Raw genomic sequence first — 19,760 nt, forward strand, 5'->3', positions numbered from 1 at the left:
AACGAGGTCTACTATGTTTGGAATCTACCGCGGACGCCGTCTGGTGCTGTACATCTTGCTGGCCATTATTATCGCTACTCTGGTGGGATATAGCACCTATACTTTTGTAAAAGCACTGGCTTAATAATGACGTTAATTTACAGTTCGGTGTAATTAACTTAATCACAAATATTCCCAAATTAATTAACATGGGGATTAAAGAGGATTATTAGATATAATACTTAAGACGTAATTTAATTCCCTGCGAAACTATATTGCATTGATTCACCTTTTACCGGACAATATGTTTTTAACTGATGATTAACAAATAATGAAACATCCGCTAGAAACGCTCCTCAGCGCCGCCGGCATTCTTCTGCTGGCGTTGATATCCTGCCTGCTGCTGCCAGCACCGTCTCTTGGCCTGACGCTGGCGCAAAAGCTGGTTGAGACGTTCCACCTGATGGATCTCAACCAGCTTTATACGCTGATCTTTTGCCTGTGGTTCTTAGCGCTGGGCGCTATTGAGTATGTGGTGTTGCGCTGGGTGTGGCGTCGCTGGTTTTCCCTTGAGCGCTAAGCCAGTAAAGTCGCGCATGCCGCTGACCAGCGCCTCACACCAGGCGGCGTAATCATGGCCGCTGGACGAGGGGTGGAAGCTCACCGCATAGCCCTTCTCTCTCAGTACCCGCTCAAATTCGAGTGTATTGGCATAAATGCCGCCATCCGGACCGCTGGTTTCGAATCTCCCCGCCTGTAGCCAGAAACGTACCGGATAGCGCGGCGATTGCTGGTACTGCCGCGTCAGCCAACTGGCATCTTCCCCTTTCGGCGACCACCAGTACGACCCGGACAAGCTCAGCACGTTGCCAAACTGTCGCGGATAACGCAGCGCCACCCAGGATGCGGCCAGCCCGCCGTAGCTGGAACCTGCGACCACGGTTTTTTGCCGGGTCAGGTTGAGACCCTGCCGGTTCAGCCACGGCAGCAGTTCATGGGCCATAAAATCGGCGAAGTGGGGGTTTGGCGGCAGCTCTTTTGCCCGTCGCGGATGATCAAGGCTATCGATAAACACCACGTTAATCGGCGGCAGTACATGGCTGGCGATCAGGGAATCCAGTACGTTGGCAAAGTGATATTCGTCCTGATAAGTCTTTCCATCGAACAGCATTAAGGTCCAGCGTGCGGGCTGCGGCAGACGCGGGCGGTAAATCATCACTTCTCGTGTATTTTGCAGGAAGTCGCTACGTAGCTGATGGCGGGTTAAGGTTCCGTAGCGTAGCGGTTGTGTCATACGCTGCGCCGAGCAAAAACGTGCAGGATTAAGCGCCAGCAAAGAGTAGCGACTCCAGCGGTCGTGGGCTGCGTTGACGCTGTTAGGGTTGAGCGGATCGGCCTGGGCGCTAACCAGAATCGCTCGCCGCTGCTCCCGCGCGCTGCCCGCCACCTGCGGCACATCCGGGGCCAGCTTATACTGCATTAGGGTATCGGCGGGCACCACATAGCTGCGAAACCAAACGTCGGAGTCACCGAGACGAAACAGCGGATCGTGATCCCCTGCCGGAGAACCCAGAATAAACACGTTCTGGCTCGCCCCGCGCCACAGGAAAGTCACTCGCTTATGGCTGACGTCCACCGGTTCCACCATGGGAGTCCCTTCCTGTTCGCGCTCCTGCCAGAAATTCGCCGTTGAACCTCCCGCCGCCAGCTCGCGCTTGAGCTGCTGCAAACGTGGGCTGACCGGATCCAGCGCCTGTGTTTTTGCCAGCGCGGTGGTTTCTCGCATCTGCCACTGAAAGCGCCAGCGCGCGCCCTCTTCACCGTGCAGCACCAGTGAGGAGGCACGGTTTACCGGCAGAGAAAATAGCAAAGTTTGTTCTCCATCTGCCGGACCGCCTGCCAATAGCGTGCGCAGGCGACGATTGTTCTCATCCAGCAGTCGGGCATCGGTGACGCCGGAGAGAGTCGCCGCAACATAGTTTTCACCCAGCTTTGGCAGGTCAAAACAGATCTCGCCGCTGGCATCAAACTTCCCCTGCAGTTCACCTTGTAACGAAGGGGATTCACAGTTCATCGCCGCTGCCGGTAAGGCACTCATGCCAATTAGCAGGCCGCTCCACGCCGTCTTCATTGCCCGATATTTCCTTGTAAAAATTTGTTAATAACGCTAATGCAAATAATAACTATTTGCAATAACATTGACGCCGTTAATGACAGCCGCTGGACGATTCATCTCGAAGATGGCGGTTTTTTTGATGGCGACTTAACCAAGGAAAAATCATAAAAATGTTTAAATATAATAAGATAACAGCACTCTGGGCCGCGAGCCTCGCGGTATCCACCTTCGGCGGGCAGGCGCTGGCGGCGGAGGAAACGATCGTTGTCACCGCAGGCAACGGCGAAGATCCAACAGCGCCGCTAAAGGGAATTGTGGCAACAAAGACGCTGTCGGCGACGAAAACTGCCGCAGAGATCGTCAAGACGCCGCAGTCGGTATCGGTGGTCACCCGCGATCAAATGCAGGCGCTGGATGTCACCTCGGTTTCCCAGGCGCTGCGCTATAGCGCGGGCGTCTTTACCGAATATCGCGGCGCCTCTAACCGCAACGACGAAGTTTTCGTACGCGGCTTTAGCTACGTGCCCAAATTCCTCGATGGCCTGAGCTACGGGGCCACCGCCTCCTCGCAGACCGGGACTTTCGACCCGTGGCTGCTGGAGCGCGTTGAGCTGGTGCGCGGCCCGGCCTCGGTGCTGTTTGGTCAGGTGAACCCTGGCGGGCTTATCAGCATGACCAGCAAACGCCCCACCAGCCAGCCGATTCATGAAGTGCAGTTCCGTACCGGCAATAACAACCTTGCCGAAGGGGCTTTCGACTTTGGCGGTCCGCTGAGCGATGACGGCCACCTGCTCTATCGCCTGAACGGGATCGCCCGCACCCAGAATAATCAGATAGATGACTACAAAGAGACACGGATGGCCATTGCCCCGGCACTGACCTGGTATCCTAACGACGCCACCCGCTTTACCCTGTTAACCAGCTACCAGAAAGACCCGGATGCCGGTTACCGTAACTTCTTGCCGCGCTACGGCACCGTGGAAAGCGTCGACGGAAGCTATATTCCGCGCGATTTTAACGTCAGCGACCCTAACTACAATCAGTCGTGGCGCGAACAAACGATGATTGGTTATGAATTCGAGCACCAGCTCAACGATACCTTCACCCTGCGCCAGAACGCCCGTTATGCCACCATCAAACAGAAATATCGTTATCTGGTGTACACCACCAGCGCCGCCAATAGCTCGGTGCTCTCGCGCCGCGCCCAACATGAAGAGCGCCAGACCGATGAATTTGGTATTGATAACCAGCTTGAGGCGCAGTTTGCCAGCGGCCAGGTGGCGCATACGGTGATTGGCGGTCTGGATTACAAAACCAGTAAAGATAAACAGTACCTCGGCCGCGCCGGCGGCTCACAGTACGATATCGACTGGCGCAGCCCCTCTTACGGCGTTAGCGTTGATGAAAGCACCTTCAGCACCGCCAGCGATGAGCAGCAAAATCTCGACCAGGCGGGAATTTATCTCCAGGATCAGCTGAGCTGGCAAAATTGGGAGCTGCTGGTTTCCGGGCGCTACGACTGGGCAGAAGTGCGCACCACTGATTTTACCGATGCCAGCAGCACTCAGCAAAACGACAACAAGTTTACCTGGCGTACCGGGTTGCTGTACGCCTTTGATTTCGGCCTCTCGCCCTATATCAGCTACAGCACCTCATTTGAACCTAACCTGCAAACTAACCGCGCGCCGGGCGTCGGGCCGTTCGATCCAAGCGAAGGCAAACAGGTGGAGGTGGGCCTGAAATATCAGCCGAACCCAAACGCGTTAATGACCCTCGCGCTGTATGACCTGACGCAGAGCAACGTCGCCACCTACAACAGCGCGGCCGGATGGTTTGAAAATAGCGGTAAGGTTCGTTCGAAAGGAGTGGAAGCCGAAGCGCACGCGACGGTCTTTGATAACCTCAACCTGATTGCTTCATATACCTACACCGATGCGGAAACTGTCAATACCACCGTGGTCGGTACCGAAGGAAAAACCCCGGCGCGCATTCCGACCCATATGGCCTCGGCGTTCACCAGCTATACCCTGCCGGACGGCGCGCTAAAAAGCCTGACGGCGGGCGTTGGCGTACGCTATATCGGCACCAGCTATGGCGATGCGAAAAACACCTTTAAGGTTCCGGCGGTGGATTTGTATGACGCGATGGTGAGCTATGAGTTAGGCGAATTGAGTTCGAGCCTGAAAGGGGCGAAAGTACAGTTCAACGTCAACAATATTGCGGATACCAAATACGTGGCCTCATGCGCCAGCGATAGCGCCTGCTTCTACGGCATTGGTCGGACGGTAACGGCAACAGTGAATTACGCCTGGTAAGAAAAGCGTCCGCCGGTCTTCCCCCGGCGGACACTTTTCAGTGCGCGCGGCTGTGATTTTCTTTACGGTAGGCACCCGGCGGCTGGTTAAACGTGCGGGTGAAAATGCGGGTAAAGGTTTGCTGCGAGTCAAAGCCGTATTTCAGGCAAATATCGTAAACCCGCTGATCGGTATCGCGCAGATCGCGCGCTGCCAGCAGCAGCTTACGCTCGCGAATGTAGCGTCCCAGACTCTCCCCTTTGTACTGTAAAAAAAGTCGTTGCAGATGCCATTTCGAGTAACCGGCATGGCGCGCAATATCGTCAATACGTAGCGGTTGATGCAAATTATCATCAATCCACTCGACGATCGTATCAATGACCTGAGCGGAAATAGTCATATGTCCTCTCTCCTCCTGAACCACTCTCATCGTGACCGCCACCAGGCGTTAAATGATTGCGTTTTATCAGCGACCCAAACCGGCTCACCCAACATTGGCGTCAGCAGTCGCCACGGCCGCCCTGTACTGGCCTCCGCCAGCCTTTTATACGGATCGTCCCATGTGTGTTTTGCCAGCACGAAGCGCCCGGCATGGCCCGGCAGCACCGCACGAGCACGAACATCATCAGCGGCTTGCGCCGTCTCTTCCGGCATCATATGGATGTACTTCCAGTCCTGGTCGTATTGACCGTTTTCCATAATCGCCAAATCCACTTCACCGAACTGCTCGCCAATAGCTTTAAAGTGCGGGCCATAGCCGCTATCGCCGCTGTAGTAAATTTTCTGCTGCGGGGTGACAAACATAAAGCTGGCCCACAGCGTCTGATTACGCTTGAGGCCGCGACCGGAAAAGTGGCGCGCGGGCAGCGCGTGTACCGTCAGCTCATCGCTAATCTGCACCGATTGATTCCAGTCCGCTTCGTTGATAATAGCGCTATCAACGCCCCAGTAACGCAGGTGTGAGCCGACGCCCAGCGGCGTTACCACGCGCTTGATTTTCGGCATCAGCGCTTTGATGGTGGCGTAGTCAAGATGGTCATAGTGATCGTGCGAGATAATCAGCAGATCGATATCCGGCATTCCTTCAGCATGCCACGGGTAATCCCCCGGAAACGCCTTATTAATAAAGGAGAATGGTGCAGCATAGTTGCTAAACACCGGGTCAATCAGGATACGTTTGCCCGCCAGTTGCAGGTACCAGGAAGAGTGCCCGAGCCAGACCATGGTGTCCTGCCCTAACGGCAGACTGGCAAGATCGGTTTTTACCAGCGGCAGCGGCTGGGCCGGTCTGGCGTTTTCGCGTTTGGCGACAAGAAACTCCCACCACGCGGCCAGCATATTTTTTTGCCCGGTAAACCCAGGCGTCGGCAGTTGGTTATGAAACTGGCCGTCATGATAGTGCGGCGACTGTTCCACCAGGCTGAGCTGTGCGCCCTGCGGTGCCTGACCAAATCCGGCATTTAACACAAACGGCAAAGTTGTTGCTGACGCTAATAACATGATGGCGACCACGCTGAAGATGATACGGTTCATATCCTGACCTGGCGAAATCCTCCTTCCTGGAGGTTTTTGTTATAAGACTTGATTATGAGTGAGTAAGCACTCATTATTGGGAAGAAGCTGAAAGTCGTCAAGACGATTTTCAAATTTTGACAGTCGGCGTTGCAGTGCCCATGCCAGGCATGCTTAGATCAGGTTTTTATAACGTGTGAGGTAAAGTGTAGTGGCTCGTCCTAAGAGTGAAGATAAAAAGCAAGCGTTACTGGAGGCCGCAACCGCCGCCTTTGCCCAATCGGGAATCGCCGCCTCAACCTCCGCCATCGCCCGCAGCGCCGGGGTTGCTGAGGGGACGCTGTTTCGCTATTTTGCCACCAAGGACGATCTGCTCAACGAGCTTTATCTGACCATCAAATCTGACCTGGTTCAGACTATGATAGCCGGTCTCAACCCAGACGAGATCCGGCCAAAAGAGAACACCCGCAATATCTGGAACAGCTATATCGGCTGGGGCGTGCGTAATCCGATGGAACATAAAGCGATTCGCCGGATGGCGCTCAGCGAGAGGATCACCGACGAAACCCGCAACCGCGTCAAAGAGATGTTCCCCGAGCTTAACGAGCTGTGTCAGCGCTCAATCAAACCCGTTTTTCAATCCGACGAATACCGTACCTTCGGCGATGCGCTGTTTCTTTCGCTGGCCGAAACCACCATTGAATACGCCAGCCACGAGCCGGATCGCGCTGTTCGTTTTGTCGAGCTGGGCTTTGAAGCCATGTGGCAGGCGCTTGCCGAGGACAATCACTAATGGACCACCGCTCGCTGCATGACCACGCGCACCGTATCGCACTGGAGCTTCCCTTTACCGAGCACTGCTGGCCGTTTGGCCCGGAGTGCGATGTGTTTAAAGTCGGTGGGCGGATTTTTATGCTGACGATGACGGCGCATGGCCGTGCGCTGGTCAACCTGAAGTGCGACCCGCAGAAATCTCTGCTTCATCAGGAGATTTACCGCAGTATTGAGCCCGGCTATCACATGAACAAAAAGCACTGGATCTCGGTGATTCCCGGCGAGGATATCAGTGAAGGCCTGCTGGCGGAGCTGATTAATGATTCGTGGAACCTGATAGTCGATACCCTCAGTAAAAAAGAGCAGCAGCGCCTGCGCCCGGCGTGATTTTCAGCGCAGCGCGATAAGTGTTATCGCATTTTTGCCCCTTATCATTTCCCCAACATCGCTGTACTCTTCCTGCACGAAACGCACCCGCAAGGGGTTGTAAACAGTGAGGAAGAGTATGGATATCGTATCGGTTGCCTTAAAGCGCTACTCCACCAAGGCATTTGACGCCACCAAAAAGCTAACTGCCGAGCAGGCGGAAAACCTGAAAACGCTGCTGCAGTACAGTCCGTCAAGCACCAACTCCCAGCCGTGGCACTTTATCGTTGCCAGCAGCGATGAAGGTAAAGCGCGCGTTGCTAAAGCAGCGAGCGGCACCTACGTCTTTAATGAACGTAAAATTCTCGACGCATCCCACGTGGTGGTTTTCTGCGCCAAAACCGCGATGGATGACGCCTGGCTTGAGCGCGTAGTAAATCAGGAAGAGGCCGATGGCCGCTTTGCTAATGCTGAAGCCAAAGCCGCAAACCACAAAGGTCGCACCTTCTTTGCCGATATGCACCGCAAAGACCTGCACGATGACGACCAGTGGATGGCGAAGCAGGTTTATCTGAACGTCGGTAATTTCCTGCTTGGCGTTGCGGCAATGGGTCTGGATGCGGTGCCGATTGAAGGCGTCGATTTCGCGATTCTCGATGCCGAGTTCGACCTGAAAGCCCAGGGCTACACCAGCCTGGTGGTAGTGCCGGTCGGCCATCACAGCGTTGAAGACTTCAACGCCGCCCTGCCGAAATCCCGCCTGCCGCAGGCAACGACGATCACCGAGATTTAATTCTCTGGTTTTCTTTTACGCCAGGATAATCCCCGGATTGCGGTTGTCGCCTTATCCGGGCTACAAAACCACCGACTATACTAACTCGTAGCCCGGGCAAGGCGCGTCGAGCGCCGCTCCCGGGGATACACCGCAGAATTTTGCAGTCAGGAGACCCCCACCTTAACTACCGCTCCCCGGCGTGCCAGATGCGCTCCGCATAGCGGCCAATCACCGCCAGCGAAACGGCAAGGATCAGGAAGAACACCACCTTATGCATCCCGTCCCAGAAAAACTCGAAGAAGCGGGTATAGAGATTGATAGCCAGGAAGGTCAGGCCGAATCCGCGCAGCATGCCATCGTCGGTTTTCAGGCTGATATAAATACAGATCCCTGCCGCTACGGCGAACAGCAGGCCCCACGGCAGCAGCTGCCTTTGCGACATACTGGACCAGCTATCCAGATCGTAGTTACCAAAAATCGACAGGATCCACAGGGCGATAAACAGATACGTCAGGCCCATCGCTTTGCTGACGGTAAACAGCTGACGCTCGCGTAAATATTTCTGCGCGCCATAGCAGAGCGCGAGCAGCGCGCCGCCGAACAGCACAAAGCGAATCGGATAGCTCATGCCCAACCAGTAGGCACCCCAGCCCGAAACGTAGCCAGTTTCTGCACCAAACCAGTTGCCCAACGACAGCAGGAAAAATAGCCATACCAGCCCGGAGCGGGCAAAGAAACCAATCGCGCCGTAAATCACACATCCGGCCAGGAACAGAGGCGCGATATGGCCGCTGCCGGTATCCAGGCGCTCACCCAGTTGCCATAACGCCACGGCGGTAAAGACCACGCCAAGAAACAGAATCGCTTCGGTACTGTAGTGCCACTGGGTTTCCCGCCGCTGGCGGCGAAAACCCCAGCCGTAGCAGGCCGCCGCGAGCAGCGTGGGCAGAATTATCCGCGTCAGCGCCGAACTGCTAAACAGGCTAAGCAGATACTCAATCAGATCGCTGTCGGCAAACAGGCTGCCGAGCGCCACCAGCACGCAGGCCAGCGCGGTCCAGAAAGCGTAGCGGCTCAGCCGCTGCCAGTCGAAGGGGGAAACGTGCAGCGTTTGCGCCAATCGCTGGCCATCCTCCGGTGTTAACTCGCCGCTGTTCTGCCAGGCGTCCAGCGTGCGCTGAATGATGCGTTGCTCTTTACGGGTAATGTTCATAGGCATTCCTTGTCATTATTGTTTATCCAGCCACGCCAGCGCCTGCTCGCCCGCTTCATCCATCGGTAAATAGACCAGCAGACGCGAGCCGTTGCGCGGGGCCGAATACCAGTACATCTGCTGCAGGCTGAAGCGTCCGAGCTGCGGATGGTTAAAGTTTTTCACCTGATTCTCCACCCCGCGCACCTCGTAGCGCTGATGCCACAGCGCCTCAAACTCAGCCGAAGCGGCGAAAAAGCGCGCCAGTTTATTCTCCCACAGCGGGTCGCCGCGGTGCTCCGCCATCGCCGCGCGAAAGTAAGAGACAAACGTCGCCAGCACATCGCGATTTTCAATGCGGCTGCGCCAGGTTTCATTAGTCAGATACAGATAAATACAGTTGCGATCCTCTTCCGGGATCGTGGCGAAGTCGATACCCATCAGCCGACAAAAGCTGTCGTTCCACGCCACAATATCGAAGCTCGGCTTCTGAATACTGGCGGGCTGCGGCATCAGGCTATCGAGCATCCTCCGGGTACCAGGGCTGATGCCTTCGCATACCGTGACCTGAGTGGCTTCCGGCGGGGTCAACCCGGCCAGGACAAAAAGATGCCGGGTCTCCAGCGGGCTGCACTGCAACGCATTCGCTACCCCCACCAGCACCGTCTCAGACGGATTCACTTCCCGCCCCTGCTCCAGCCAGGTGTACCAGGTGACGCCAACGTCCGCCAGCATCGCCACCTCTTCCCGGCGCAGACCCGGCGTTCGCCGCCGTCCGACGCGCGGCAGCCCCAGACGCTGCGGGTCGAGGCTTTCGCGCCGGGCGCGCAGAAACGCCCCCAGTTGTTTACGACTGTCATCTGGCGCGGTGACCACCGATTCTCGTTGCGGCATCGTCGTCATAAAACCTCCAGCATGGTAGTACTAATACCAGTATAGGCAGGAACTGGTACCCGTTTAAATTATCGGTGATGCTACGGCTATCCGCTGAATGACGCAATGGAGAGATCCGATGAATTCGTCTGCTGTTTCGCCCGGCCGTGCCGGTTTATTACTGCTGCTGACCGGCCAGATGCTGCCGTTGATCGATACCTCGATCGCTAATGTCGCGCTGGATTCGATCACCCAATCACTGAATGCCAGCGCCACCCAACTGGAACTGATCGTCGCGCTGTACGGCGTCGCCTTTGCCGTCTGTCTGGCGATGGGCAGCAAACTTGGCGATAACTATGGCCGCCGCCGTCTGTTTATGTGGGGTGTAGCGATTTTTGGCATCGCCTCCCTGCTGTGCGGGATGGCAAATTCCATTCATACCCTGCTGGCGGCACGCACCTTACAGGGTGCCGGTGCGGCGCTGATCGTGCCGCAGATCCTCGCCACTTTGCATATCACCCTCAAAGGCACCGCCCACGCTCGGGCCATCAGCCTGTACGGCGGCATTGGCGGTATCGCGTTTATCGTCGGCCAGATGGGCGGTGGTTGGCTGGTATCGGCGGACATCGCCGGTTTAAGCTGGCGAAATGCGTTCTTTATCAACGTGCCAATCTGCCTGCTGGTGCTGGCTTTTAGCCCGCGCTACGTCCCCGAGACCCGGCGCGAAGCGCATTCGCGTATCGACTGGCAGGGCACTTTCAGCCTTGCGCTGATCCTCTGCTGCCTGCTGTTCCCGATGGCGCTGGGGCCGGAACTGCACTGGCCGTGGGCACTCCAGCTAATGCTAGTCGCCGTGCTGCCGCTGCTGCTGTGGATGCGAGCCAGCGCGCTGGGCAAACAGCAGCGCGGCGAACAACCGTTATTGCCGCCCCGCCTGCTGAAGCTCACCAGCATTCGCTTTGGCATGGCCATTGCCCTGCTCTTTTTCAGCGCCTGGTCCGGGTTTATGTTCTGTATGGCGCTGACCATGCAGGCAGGCCTGGGAATGGCGCCATGGCAGTCCGGCAACAGCTTTATCGCCCTCGGCGTGGCCTATTTCATCTCTGCGCTGTACGCGCCGAAGCTGATTGCCCGCTACAGCATGGGGCGCATCCTGCTGATTGGCCTGTCGGTGCAGATTGTCGGCCTGCTGCTGCTGAGCGCCACGTTTTATCACCTCGGAACGCAAACCTCTACTCTGGCTCTGGTGCCGTCCACGGCGCTTATCGGCTACGGGCAGGCGCTGATCGTCAATAGCTTTTACCGCATCGGAATGCGCGATATCAGCGCCTGTGACGCCGGGGCCGGGAGTGCGATTCTCAGCACCCTGCAACAAGCGACGCTGGGACTTGGCCCGGCGATTCTTGGTTCGCTATTTTTAACCCTCGCCCACCGCAGCGGCGGCGACTATCCGCAGGCGTTAATCGATTTTCTGGCGGTTGAGGTGGTAATGATGTTGATATTGGGTGTTATCGGGCTATGCCTGCGCCATCATCTGAACGTGCATCCGGCGGTAGCGGCTTCATAATTCACATCTGCGTAACCTGCGATTTGCATAATAGTCATCCAGCGGTCATCATAACCGCTGGATGTAAAGGAGACGTTATGCAGGAATTAATATCGCAAATCGCCGCATTAGGCATCGAAATAACCCCCACCACCTCACTCATTATTATCTTCGGCATTATTCTTCTGACGGCAGTTGTCGTTCACCTTATTCTGCACAAAGTGGTGCTGCGTACCTTCGAAAAACGGGCGCAGGCCAGTAGCCATTTGTGGCTGCAAATCATCACGCAGAACAAACTGTTTCATCGTCTGGCCTTTACCCTGCAAGGGATTATCGTCAACGTCCAGGCGGTTTTATGGCTGCAAAAAGGCAGCGAGGCTGCGGAAATACTCACCACCTGCGCGCAGCTGTGGGTGATGATATACGCGATGCTGTCCTTCTTCTCACTGCTGGACGTGGTGTTCAATTTATCGCAGAAATTCGCCACCGCCTCTCAGCTTCCGCTTAAGGGGATATTCCAGGGGATAAAGCTGGTTTGCGCGATTATCGTCGGCATTCTGGTTATTTCATTATTGATAGGCCAATCTCCGGCGATTCTGATTAGCGGCCTCGGCGCGATGGCCGCGGTATTAATGCTGGTATTCAAAGACCCGATTCTCGGCCTGGTGGCCGGCATTCAGCTCTCCGCCAACGATATGCTCAAGCTCGGCGACTGGCTGGAAATGCCGAAATACGGCGCTGACGGTGCGGTGATCGACATCGGCCTGACCACGGTGAAGGTGCGCAACTGGGATAATACCATTACCACCATTCCGACCTGGTCGCTGGTGTCCGACTCGTTTAAAAACTGGAGCGGCATGTCCGCATCCGGCGGTCGACGCATAAAGCGCAGCCTGAATATCGATACCACCAGCATTCATTTTCTCGATGAACAAGAGCAGCAGCGCTTAATTCAGGCCAAACTGCTGAAGCCGTATATGGATTCCCGTCATCAGGAAATTAGCGCCTGGAATCAGCAAAATGCGACCGACCAATCGGTGCTGAACCAGCGCAAGATGACCAATATCGGCACCTTCCGCGCCTATTTGCAGGAGTATTTACGCAATCACTCACGCATTCGCAAAGATATGACGCTGATGGTACGCCAGCTGGCCCCGGACGCCAGCGGCCTGCCGATTGAGATTTACTGCTTCACCAATACCGTGGTGTGGGCAGAATATGAAAGCATCCAGGCGGATATTTTCGACCACGTGTTCGCAGTGGTTGATGAGTTCGGCCTGCGCATTCACCAGTCCCCCACCGGCAACGATATTCGCTCGCTGGCGGGCGCGGTATCCGACTAAGCTCAGGTGCTGGCGCGGGATATCACGCGCCAGTCCATCATCACCCGCTCAACGGCAGCGTCAGGATTGTCGATTCTCTTCATCAGTAGCGTCACGGCGGTACGGCCAATCTCGCGCGAAGGCTGTTCTACGGTTGTCAGCTGCGGCGAGACCACTTCCGCCAGTTCGGTGCCATCAAAACCAATCAGCGCAATATCTTCCGGCACCCGCAGTCCGGCCTGCGCAATGGCCCGCAGCGCACCTGCCGCCAGCGAGTCAGAAACGGCAAATACCGCATCCGGTTTCTCTTTCTGCACCAGCAACATTTCCATCGCCCGGGTACCGGCTGCGGCGCTAAGGTCGCTGGCGTAGGTGACCTGTTGATACGCCAGTTCGCGTACGTGCAGCACGCTTTTGTAGCCGCGCTCGCGCAGGCGCGCGTAACGATAGCTGAGATCGTGGTTGATGAGGGCAATTCGTCGACGCCCACTGTCGACCAGCCGGGAAACTGCCCCCTGCGCCGCATCAACATCGTTAATACCGACGCAGGAGATGCTGCCGTTGTCGGCATATTCCGCGCACTGGACCCACGGCGCATCGCCAATCATGGTGGTGAGCTCCGGCAGGCTGGAGAGCGCGTTCATGGTGATAATGCCGTCAACCATTTTTCCGGAAAGCAGTTGCAGGCCAGAGGTAGAACGCGCCAGGTCCGACCCGGAGTTACACAGCAGGATCCGGTAGCCGTGCTTTTCCGCTTCTTCTTCAATCCCCTTGACCACTTCAGCGCAAAAGGGATTCGCAATATTAGAGACCATCACCAGAATCATGTAGCTACGAGCCGTTCGCAGCTGACGGGCCAGCAGATTAGGCTGATAGTTACTCTCTTTAATCGCCTGCAACACACGCTCGCGATTCTTCGCTTTAACGGTATCACTGTTATTCAGCACCCGCGATACCGTCGCCACCGAGACACCCGCCAGGCGAGCGATTTTCTGAATTGACATAGAGACTGCATTTCCTGCAATAGACGTTATATTTCGCAGGCTATCATAATTCTCTGGTTCCTGTGGTCAATTACCCTTTTACCGCCGCCGGAAACGTCTCCACAAGCCATTCGACAAATACGCGTAGCCGGGACGTAACGTGTCGATTCTGCGCATAAACAATGTGAAATGGATAAGAGGCCGGACGCCATTTGCTGAGTATTTCCACCAGTGTTCCGTTCGCCAGCTCATTTCTCAAAGAGTAGGAGAAGGTCTGCACAATACCCAGCCCAGCCTCCGCTGCCGCAATATGGGCATTGCTCTCATTTATACCCAGGTGATATTCCGTTTTGATCTCCTGGGTAATGCCATTGTCCTCAAAGCGAAATGGAAAGGCTCTTCCGCTGGCGGGAGACAAATAGCTGACAAGCCGGTGTCCGTTCTTCAATTCATCAGGATAAGCGGGAATACCGTAGAGCTTGAGGTAACCCGGCGTGGCGCAGGTAATTATCGTCGCTTCACCGATTTTTCGGGCAATAAGCGTCGAGTCATCCAGCGGCCCTCCTCTTATCGCACAATCGATGTTGCCGCTGATAAGGTCCATGGGGCTGTCAGCTACCGCCAGATCAATGCGGATATCCGGATAGGTCGCCATAAAGCCAGCCAGCAGAGGGATCAGAACATCGCGGGCGGTTGATCCTCCTACCGAGACGCGCAGATGGCCCTTTGGCTTATTGCGAGAAGCTCTAAATGAGGCGTCAATCTCGTCCAGGTCTTTAAGAATACGCACCGCTTTTTCATAGTACTCGCGCCCTTCCGGCGTAACGGTAATGCGTCGGGTTGTACGTTGCAGCAAGCAAACGCCAAGATGAGATTCAAGCTGTTGAATCGCTTTACTGAGGGTGGCATTGGGCATATTCAACGAGTCTGCGGCCCGGGTAAAGCTGTTGGCTTCGACAACGCGCGTAAAGACTTTGAGGGCTGAAAACCGATCCATTATTCGCTTTTTCCTGATAGCAGTCGGCGATTATTCATAGGTGTGAAGAGTGTTTTTCACATTACTACGTTTTTTGCACCCGTGGCTGACGGTACAGTGACAACCGTACTTAGCCGCCAGGTTATCACTGTAAGTCGATGACTCAATTGGCATATTCATACTTTAGTTAAGGAAGTGCATCATGAGTAAAAAACTTTCGGCAAAAATCGCGTTAGTCACCGGCGGCAGCTCGGGTATCGGCCTTGCGTCAGCACAGGAACTGGCAAATCAGGGGGCGACGGTGTACATCACCGGCCGCCGCCAGGAGGAGCTTGACGCTGCGGTGGCGTTAATCGGTCCCGCAGCCAGAGGGATCCGTGCCGATGCCTCCATTTTAAGCGACCTGGATGGCGTGTTTTCGACCATTGCCAGCGAATCGGGACGACTGGACGTGCTTTTTGCCAATGCGGGCGGCGGCGACATGATGCCGCTGGGCGCCATAACAGAAGAGCACTTCGATCGTATTTTCGGCACCAACGTGCGCGGCGTGTTGTTTACCGTTCAGAAGGCCTTGCCGCTATTGACGCAGGGTGCTTCCGTCATCCTTACCGGCTCTACGGCGGCGGTCAAAGGAACTGCGAATTTCAGCGTATACAGCGCCAGTAAGGCCGCCGTGCGTAATCTGGCCCGTTCATGGGCGCTGGACCTGAAGGATCGCGGTATCCGCGTTAATGTGGTCAGTCCGGGGCCAGTGCGTACACCGGGTCTGGGGGGGCTTGTCGCGCAAGAGCAGCGCCAGGGACTCTTTGATATGCTGGCCGCCGACGTACCGCTGGGGCGCATTGGCGAGCCGGAGGAAGTAGGGAAAACTGTCGCTTTCCTGGCTTCTGACGACGCAAGCTTTATTAACGCATCTGAAATCTACGTTGATGGCGGGCTGGCGCAGATCTAAAAAATACGATACCTGAAGACCCCTGGATAAATGGGTCTTCGGGTGCTACCGTGCTGTTTTTCCTGTACTCAAATTATCCAGAGTGCATATTCTAAATAATTAGGGATGATGTCATCAATGAAACTAAAAATAGCGATTATCGCATTCAGCTGTTCTCTGGCCGCTCTCTCCGGCTGCACCTCCTCAAAATCTTCGCCGGAGCGCCACGCTTACTATTTTGTCTCACACCGCACCGATTTTGTCGGCGGTAATTTCGCCACTAACCGTCAGGAAAATTACCGTTTAAATCTGCCAAACTTTACCGAGATATATGCCCAGGGCCAGAAAGATAAGGCGTCAGGCATGAGCGAAAACGATGCCCGCCGCACCGCTGATTCCATCAAGCAGCAGGCAGCGCAAGGCACAAAGACGCAACACTCTTTCAACGGCAACGCTAACGATAAGTGGGACAACGCAATGGAGGATAAAGACGCCGTGCTGTTCGGTAACGAGCTGGCCGGAGCGTATCTCGATGGTTATCTTGGCGTGAAATAATTCAGCCGGTGCGCGAAATGCGCACCGCAGTCTCTCCCGTTACCTTGCCACTTTAACCCAGCGCTGCTGCTGATGGCTTTTCACTATCGCATCAACGATGTACATCACGTCCGCGCCCTCATAAAACGACGCAAAGCGCCGCGACCGCTCTTCCGGCATTTTTCCGGCGCGAACCGCCTGATAAAAGCTCAGCATCATATTTTTAAAGGCATCGGGCCAACCTTCGATATGCCCACCGGGAAAATGAGCGCTGGCGGCGACCTCACCCAGCATCAGGTTCGGGTCGTCGCTCAGCAGTTGGTTTGGCCGCTGGCGATGCCCCATCCATAGACGCTGTGGCACTTCCTGATCCCAGGCCAGAGAGCATTGACTGCCGTTGATCTCTACCGTCAGACCATTTTTTCTCCCGGCGCTCACCTGCGAGACGGTGAAGCAGCCTTTGCTGCCATCATCAAAACGGAACAGTACCGACCCCATATCTTCAGTATCGACGGGACGTTCTTCATAACGCACATCATCACTATGCTGGCTAAAAGTGGCATCCCCGGCAACGGGCGCTTTGCGCGTCGACCAGACGATAGACAGATCCGCCATCACCTCTACGATGCGCCGTCCAGTCATAAACTGTACCGTATCGCACCAGTGGGAGCCGATATCCGCCACCGCCCGCGATGCGCCGCCCTGCGCCGAATCGACCCGCCAGTTGTAGTCGGTTTCCAGCAGCATCCAGTCCTGGAGATAGCTGCCGTGTACGCCAAACAGCCTCCCGACATCGCCATTGCGCATCATCGCCGCCGCCTGCTGCACCATGGCAAACTGGCGATAGACAAAGCTAACCCCGTGGATCACCCCGGCATTTTCCGCCAGCGCCACCAGCTCACGCGCCTCTTCCGGCGTCATGCATAGCGGCTTTTCAGAAAAGACGTGCAGCCCGGCGGCCAAAATCTGCCGATTAATCTGTGCGTGCAGGTGGTTCGGCGTGCAGTTATGCACCACCTGTAGACCCGGATGCGCCAGCATTGCCTCCACGCTATCGTAGGCGTTAGCCACGTTAAGCTGTCGCGCTTTTTGCTGGGCCAGCACCAGGCTACCGTCGCACAGCGCGACCACCTCAATATCGCCCACTCTGCGTAGCGCTTCCAGATGCGCCGGGCCAATAAACCCGGAGCCAATAATGCCAACCTGAATCATCCTCAATCCTCCCCGCCCACAGCAAAATCATCAAACGCCCGCCCGGAAACCGGGATGATATGGCGGCGAATAAACTCGCTGCCTTCGCGCGCACCAACCTCTGCGTCCTTCAGGCAGCATTCCCACTCCAGCACCGCCCAGCCGTCAAAATCGTATTCGGTAAGCTTGCTGAAAATCGTTTTGAAATCGATCTGCCCGTCGCCCAGCGAACGAAAACGCCCTGCCCGCTGCTGCCAGTTCTGATAGCCGCCATAGACCCCACTGCGCCCACTGCGGCGGAATTCCGCGTCTTTGACGTGAAACGCTTTTATTCGTGAGTGATAGATATCGATGTACGCCAGATAGTCCATCTGCTGGAGGTGCAGGTGGCTGGGGTCGTAGAGCATATTGCAGCGCGGATGGTTATCAAGGCGTTGCAGGAAACGCTCAAAGGTCACGCCATCATGCAGGTCTTCGCCGGGATGAATTTCGTAGCATAAATCCACGCCCTGCTCGTCAAATACATCAAGCAGAGGCCGCCAGCGCCGGGCCAGTTCGTCAAAAGCTTCATCCAGCAGCGGCTGGTTATGCGGCGGCCACGGATAAAAATAAGGCCACGCCAGCGCTCCGGAAAAGGTGGCATGTGCTTTTAGCCCCAAACGCGCGGAAGCCGCCGCTGCCTGACGTACTTTCTCCACCGCCCACTGCTGGCGCGCCCGCGGGTTACCGCGCAGCGCGGCGGGAGCAAAAGCGTCAAAGGCCTCGTCATAAGCCGGATGCACGGCCACCAGTTGCCCTTCGAGGTGTGTTGAAAGCTCGCTGATCGCCAGCCCCTGTTCCGCCAGTTTGCCGTTCACCTCATCGCAATAGGTCTGGCTCACCGCCGCACGTTCGACGTCGAAAATCGCCGGATGGTTACAGGGGATCTGTAATGCCTTATAGCCTAAATCAGCAGCCCATTGCGCTACACCCTCCAGTGTATTAAACGGTGCCTGCGCGCCGATAAACTGCGCCAGAAAAATGCCCGGTCCCTTGATCGTTTTCATACCACCTCCTGAAAAATTAATGCTGCTCTTTCTCGTTGTACTGGAAAGAGAAAAGGAAAATCAGTGCGATAACCGCAGCGGCCACCGCCGGGATCCACCAGAAAGTGACCCACGCCTGCGGCACGGTCTGGCCTGCGACCAGATGGTTATACAGCGCGCCGGAGATCTGCGACCCGAGCAGCATGCCGATGCCGTAGGTGAACATCACAATCATGCTCTGCGCCTGACCTTTAACCTTCTCGCCCGCCACGCGGTCGGTATAGATAAAGCCGACCACGAAGAAAAAGTCGTAGCACACACCGTGCAGCAGGATGCCCAGATAGAGCAGGAACCGCCCCTCTTCGCTAACGCCCAGCGCAAAGAAGGCATAGCGCACAAACCACGCTACCATGCCGATCAGCAGCATGTACTTAACGCCCAGGCGGCGGAACAGCAGCGGGATCACCAGCATGAAGAAGATTTCTGACATCTGACCGAAGGACATCGCGGTGCTGACGTCCACGACGCCAGCGTCGGCCAGATAAGACGCGGTGTAGGCGTAGTAGGTGCCCAGCGGAATAGAGATCAGCGTGGCGCAAAGGGAGAAAATCAGGAAGTGGCGCGTTTTCAGCAGCGCGAAAGCATCGGCGCACAGCAGATCGCGAAATTGCACCGGGGTCCCTTTCGCCGGGGCCGGCGTGTGCGGCAGCGTCAGGCTATAAATCGCCAGTACCACTGAACACAGCGCCGCCAGGGTGAAAATCCCGGTGGTATCGGAAATACCGGTCACACCGATGCAGATACCAGCGATAATCCAGCCGATGGTGCCAAAAACGCGGACCACCGGAAAAGTCTTGTCGACGTTCGCCAGGCTGTGGAACGCAATATTATTAGTCAGCGCCAGCGTTGGCATATAGCACAGGGTGTAGCCGAACAGCAGGCCAATCAGCAGCGCACCGTTTTGCGCTACCAGCGCCTGCGGCACAAACCACAGAATCACCGCCCCGGCCAGATGCATAACCGCCATTACCTTCTGCGAAGCAAAGAAGCGATCAACCAGCATTCCCAGCACAAACGGCGAGAGAATCGACGCAATCGGCCCGGCGGAGAACGCATCGCCAATCAGCAATGACATCTCATAGCGGGTCATCACCAGGCCCAGCGTCACCGACCAGCTCCCCCAAATAAAGAACTGCATAAACATCATTAACGACAGCCGCGGCACCAGAAAACGGTGCGTCACGCGGACACTTTCACGACCTTCGGTTGTAGTTACCATGTTGACCGCCCCAATAAAGTAATCGATTACAAAATAGATTCAAAATAAAAGTAATCGATTACAAAAAGAAGATCGCGGGGAAAATGCGCTAA

19 protein-coding genes are annotated in these 19,760 nt (G+C 55.9%); 9 read left to right on the forward strand and 10 right to left on the reverse strand.

Translation table 11 applies throughout. The annotated features are described in order from the left end of the window. Window positions 1–310: 310 nt before the first annotated feature. Window positions 311–559, forward strand: coding sequence for a DUF1158 domain-containing protein (locus FN082_RS03050; protein WP_139538577.1), 249 nt, complete (start codon window positions 311–313; stop codon window positions 557–559). On the opposite strand, the gene FN082_RS03055 is transcribed toward FN082_RS03050, so the two are convergent. Then, entirely contained in the window at window positions 488–2,110 is a 1,623-nt protein-coding gene (locus FN082_RS03055) for an alpha/beta hydrolase-fold protein (RefSeq protein ID WP_139538576.1), read from the reverse strand. The two genes, FN082_RS03050 and FN082_RS03055, sit on opposite strands and share 72 nt — an antisense overlap. Before the next feature lie 155 nt (window positions 2,111–2,265). On the opposite strand from FN082_RS03055, the gene FN082_RS03060 reads away from it, so the two are divergent. Beyond that, a complete protein-coding gene (locus FN082_RS03060; RefSeq protein ID WP_112215320.1) occupies window positions 2,266–4,410 on the forward strand; it encodes a TonB-dependent siderophore receptor in 2,145 nt (714 codons plus the stop codon). A 37-nt stretch (window positions 4,411–4,447) separates the two neighbouring features. Here the strand turns inward: FN082_RS03060 and FN082_RS03065 are convergent, their stop codons facing one another. Further along, window positions 4,448–4,789, reverse strand: a complete 342-nt coding sequence (locus tag FN082_RS03065) for a RamA family antibiotic efflux transcriptional regulator (protein ID WP_004848570.1) — start codon at window positions 4,787–4,789, stop codon at window positions 4,448–4,450. Window positions 4,790–4,815: 26 nt separating this feature from the next. Continuing rightward, entirely contained in the window at window positions 4,816–5,922 is a 1,107-nt protein-coding gene (locus FN082_RS03070) for an MBL fold metallo-hydrolase (RefSeq protein ID WP_139538575.1), read from the reverse strand. A 190-nt stretch (window positions 5,923–6,112) separates the two neighbouring features. Between FN082_RS03070 and FN082_RS03075 the strand changes: the two genes are divergently transcribed. The 3 genes from FN082_RS03075 to nfsB all read left to right on the forward strand — a co-directional run bounded on the left by FN082_RS03075 (window position 6,113) and on the right by nfsB (window position 7,834). After that, window positions 6,113–6,694, forward strand: a complete 582-nt coding sequence (locus FN082_RS03075; protein WP_142464065.1) for a TetR/AcrR family transcriptional regulator — start codon at window positions 6,113–6,115, stop codon at window positions 6,692–6,694. Further along, window positions 6,694–7,062: an MmcQ/YjbR family DNA-binding protein gene (locus FN082_RS03080; RefSeq protein WP_139538573.1), complete on the forward strand. Its 369-nt coding sequence runs from the start codon at window positions 6,694–6,696 to the stop codon at window positions 7,060–7,062. Before FN082_RS03075 ends, FN082_RS03080 begins: the two co-directional genes overlap by 1 nt. 118 nt (window positions 7,063–7,180) lie before the next feature. Further along, a complete protein-coding gene (gene nfsB / locus FN082_RS03085) occupies window positions 7,181–7,834 on the forward strand; it encodes an oxygen-insensitive NAD(P)H nitroreductase (protein WP_142464064.1) in 654 nt (217 codons plus the stop codon). Window positions 7,835–8,000: 166 nt separating this feature from the next. Here nfsB and FN082_RS03090 read toward each other — a convergent pair whose 3' ends face one another. Continuing rightward, a complete protein-coding gene (locus FN082_RS03090) occupies window positions 8,001–9,029 on the reverse strand; it encodes a DUF2157 domain-containing protein (protein ID WP_142981120.1) in 1,029 nt (342 codons plus the stop codon). A 15-nt stretch (window positions 9,030–9,044) separates the two neighbouring features. After that, complete coding sequence (locus tag FN082_RS03095; protein WP_139538570.1) at window positions 9,045–9,911, reverse strand: helix-turn-helix transcriptional regulator; 867 nt, start codon at window positions 9,909–9,911, stop codon at window positions 9,045–9,047. A 109-nt stretch (window positions 9,912–10,020) separates the two neighbouring features. Between FN082_RS03095 and FN082_RS03100 the strand changes: the two genes are divergently transcribed. Next, the gene (locus FN082_RS03100) at window positions 10,021–11,448 is read left to right on the forward strand and encodes an MFS transporter (protein ID WP_142981121.1); all 1,428 of its coding nucleotides are present in this window, start codon (window positions 10,021–10,023) and stop codon (window positions 11,446–11,448) included. 77 nt (window positions 11,449–11,525) lie between these two features. Continuing rightward, on the forward strand, window positions 11,526–12,770 hold the full coding sequence (locus FN082_RS03105) for a mechanosensitive ion channel family protein (RefSeq protein WP_139538568.1): 1,245 nt from the start codon (window positions 11,526–11,528) through the stop codon (window positions 12,768–12,770). A 2-nt stretch (window positions 12,771–12,772) separates the two neighbouring features. Here FN082_RS03105 and FN082_RS03110 read toward each other — a convergent pair whose 3' ends face one another. Both FN082_RS03110 and FN082_RS03115 read right to left on the reverse strand, forming a co-directional pair. Further along, the gene (locus tag FN082_RS03110; RefSeq protein WP_139538567.1) at window positions 12,773–13,753 is read right to left on the reverse strand and encodes a LacI family DNA-binding transcriptional regulator; all 981 of its coding nucleotides are present in this window, start codon (window positions 13,751–13,753) and stop codon (window positions 12,773–12,775) included. Window positions 13,754–13,823: 70 nt separating this feature from the next. Then, a complete protein-coding gene (locus FN082_RS03115; protein ID WP_139538566.1) occupies window positions 13,824–14,729 on the reverse strand; it encodes a LysR family transcriptional regulator in 906 nt (301 codons plus the stop codon). Window positions 14,730–14,910: 181 nt separating this feature from the next. On the opposite strand from FN082_RS03115, the gene FN082_RS03120 reads away from it, so the two are divergent. Beyond that, window positions 14,911–15,660 carry an SDR family NAD(P)-dependent oxidoreductase gene (locus tag FN082_RS03120; protein ID WP_110273205.1) on the forward strand — a complete coding sequence of 250 codons (750 nt, stop codon included), beginning with the start codon at window positions 14,911–14,913 and terminating at the stop codon, window positions 15,658–15,660. A gap of 117 nt (window positions 15,661–15,777) precedes the next feature. Continuing rightward, window positions 15,778–16,194: an Exc2 family lipoprotein gene (locus FN082_RS03125; RefSeq protein ID WP_139538565.1), complete on the forward strand. Its 417-nt coding sequence runs from the start codon at window positions 15,778–15,780 to the stop codon at window positions 16,192–16,194. Between the two features lie 39 nt (window positions 16,195–16,233). Here FN082_RS03125 and FN082_RS03130 read toward each other — a convergent pair whose 3' ends face one another. Genes FN082_RS03130 through FN082_RS03140 form a run of 3 tightly spaced genes read right to left on the reverse strand, consistent with a single transcriptional unit; the run spans window position 16,234 to window position 19,632 of the window. Continuing rightward, the gene (locus tag FN082_RS03130) at window positions 16,234–17,385 is read right to left on the reverse strand and encodes a Gfo/Idh/MocA family protein (protein ID WP_142464052.1); all 1,152 of its coding nucleotides are present in this window, start codon (window positions 17,383–17,385) and stop codon (window positions 16,234–16,236) included. A 2-nt stretch (window positions 17,386–17,387) separates the two neighbouring features. After that, window positions 17,388–18,410, reverse strand: a complete 1,023-nt coding sequence (locus FN082_RS03135; RefSeq protein WP_139538563.1) for a sugar phosphate isomerase/epimerase family protein — start codon at window positions 18,408–18,410, stop codon at window positions 17,388–17,390. 16 nt (window positions 18,411–18,426) lie between these two features. Beyond that, window positions 18,427–19,632 carry an MFS transporter gene (locus tag FN082_RS03140; RefSeq protein WP_185932100.1) on the reverse strand — a complete coding sequence of 402 codons (1,206 nt, stop codon included), beginning with the start codon at window positions 19,630–19,632 and terminating at the stop codon, window positions 18,427–18,429. Between the last annotated feature and the right edge of the window lie 128 nt (window positions 19,633–19,760).

It is taken from the genome of Klebsiella spallanzanii, from assembly GCF_902158555.1.
GTDB classification, from domain to species: domain Bacteria; phylum Pseudomonadota; class Gammaproteobacteria; order Enterobacterales; family Enterobacteriaceae; genus Klebsiella; species Klebsiella spallanzanii.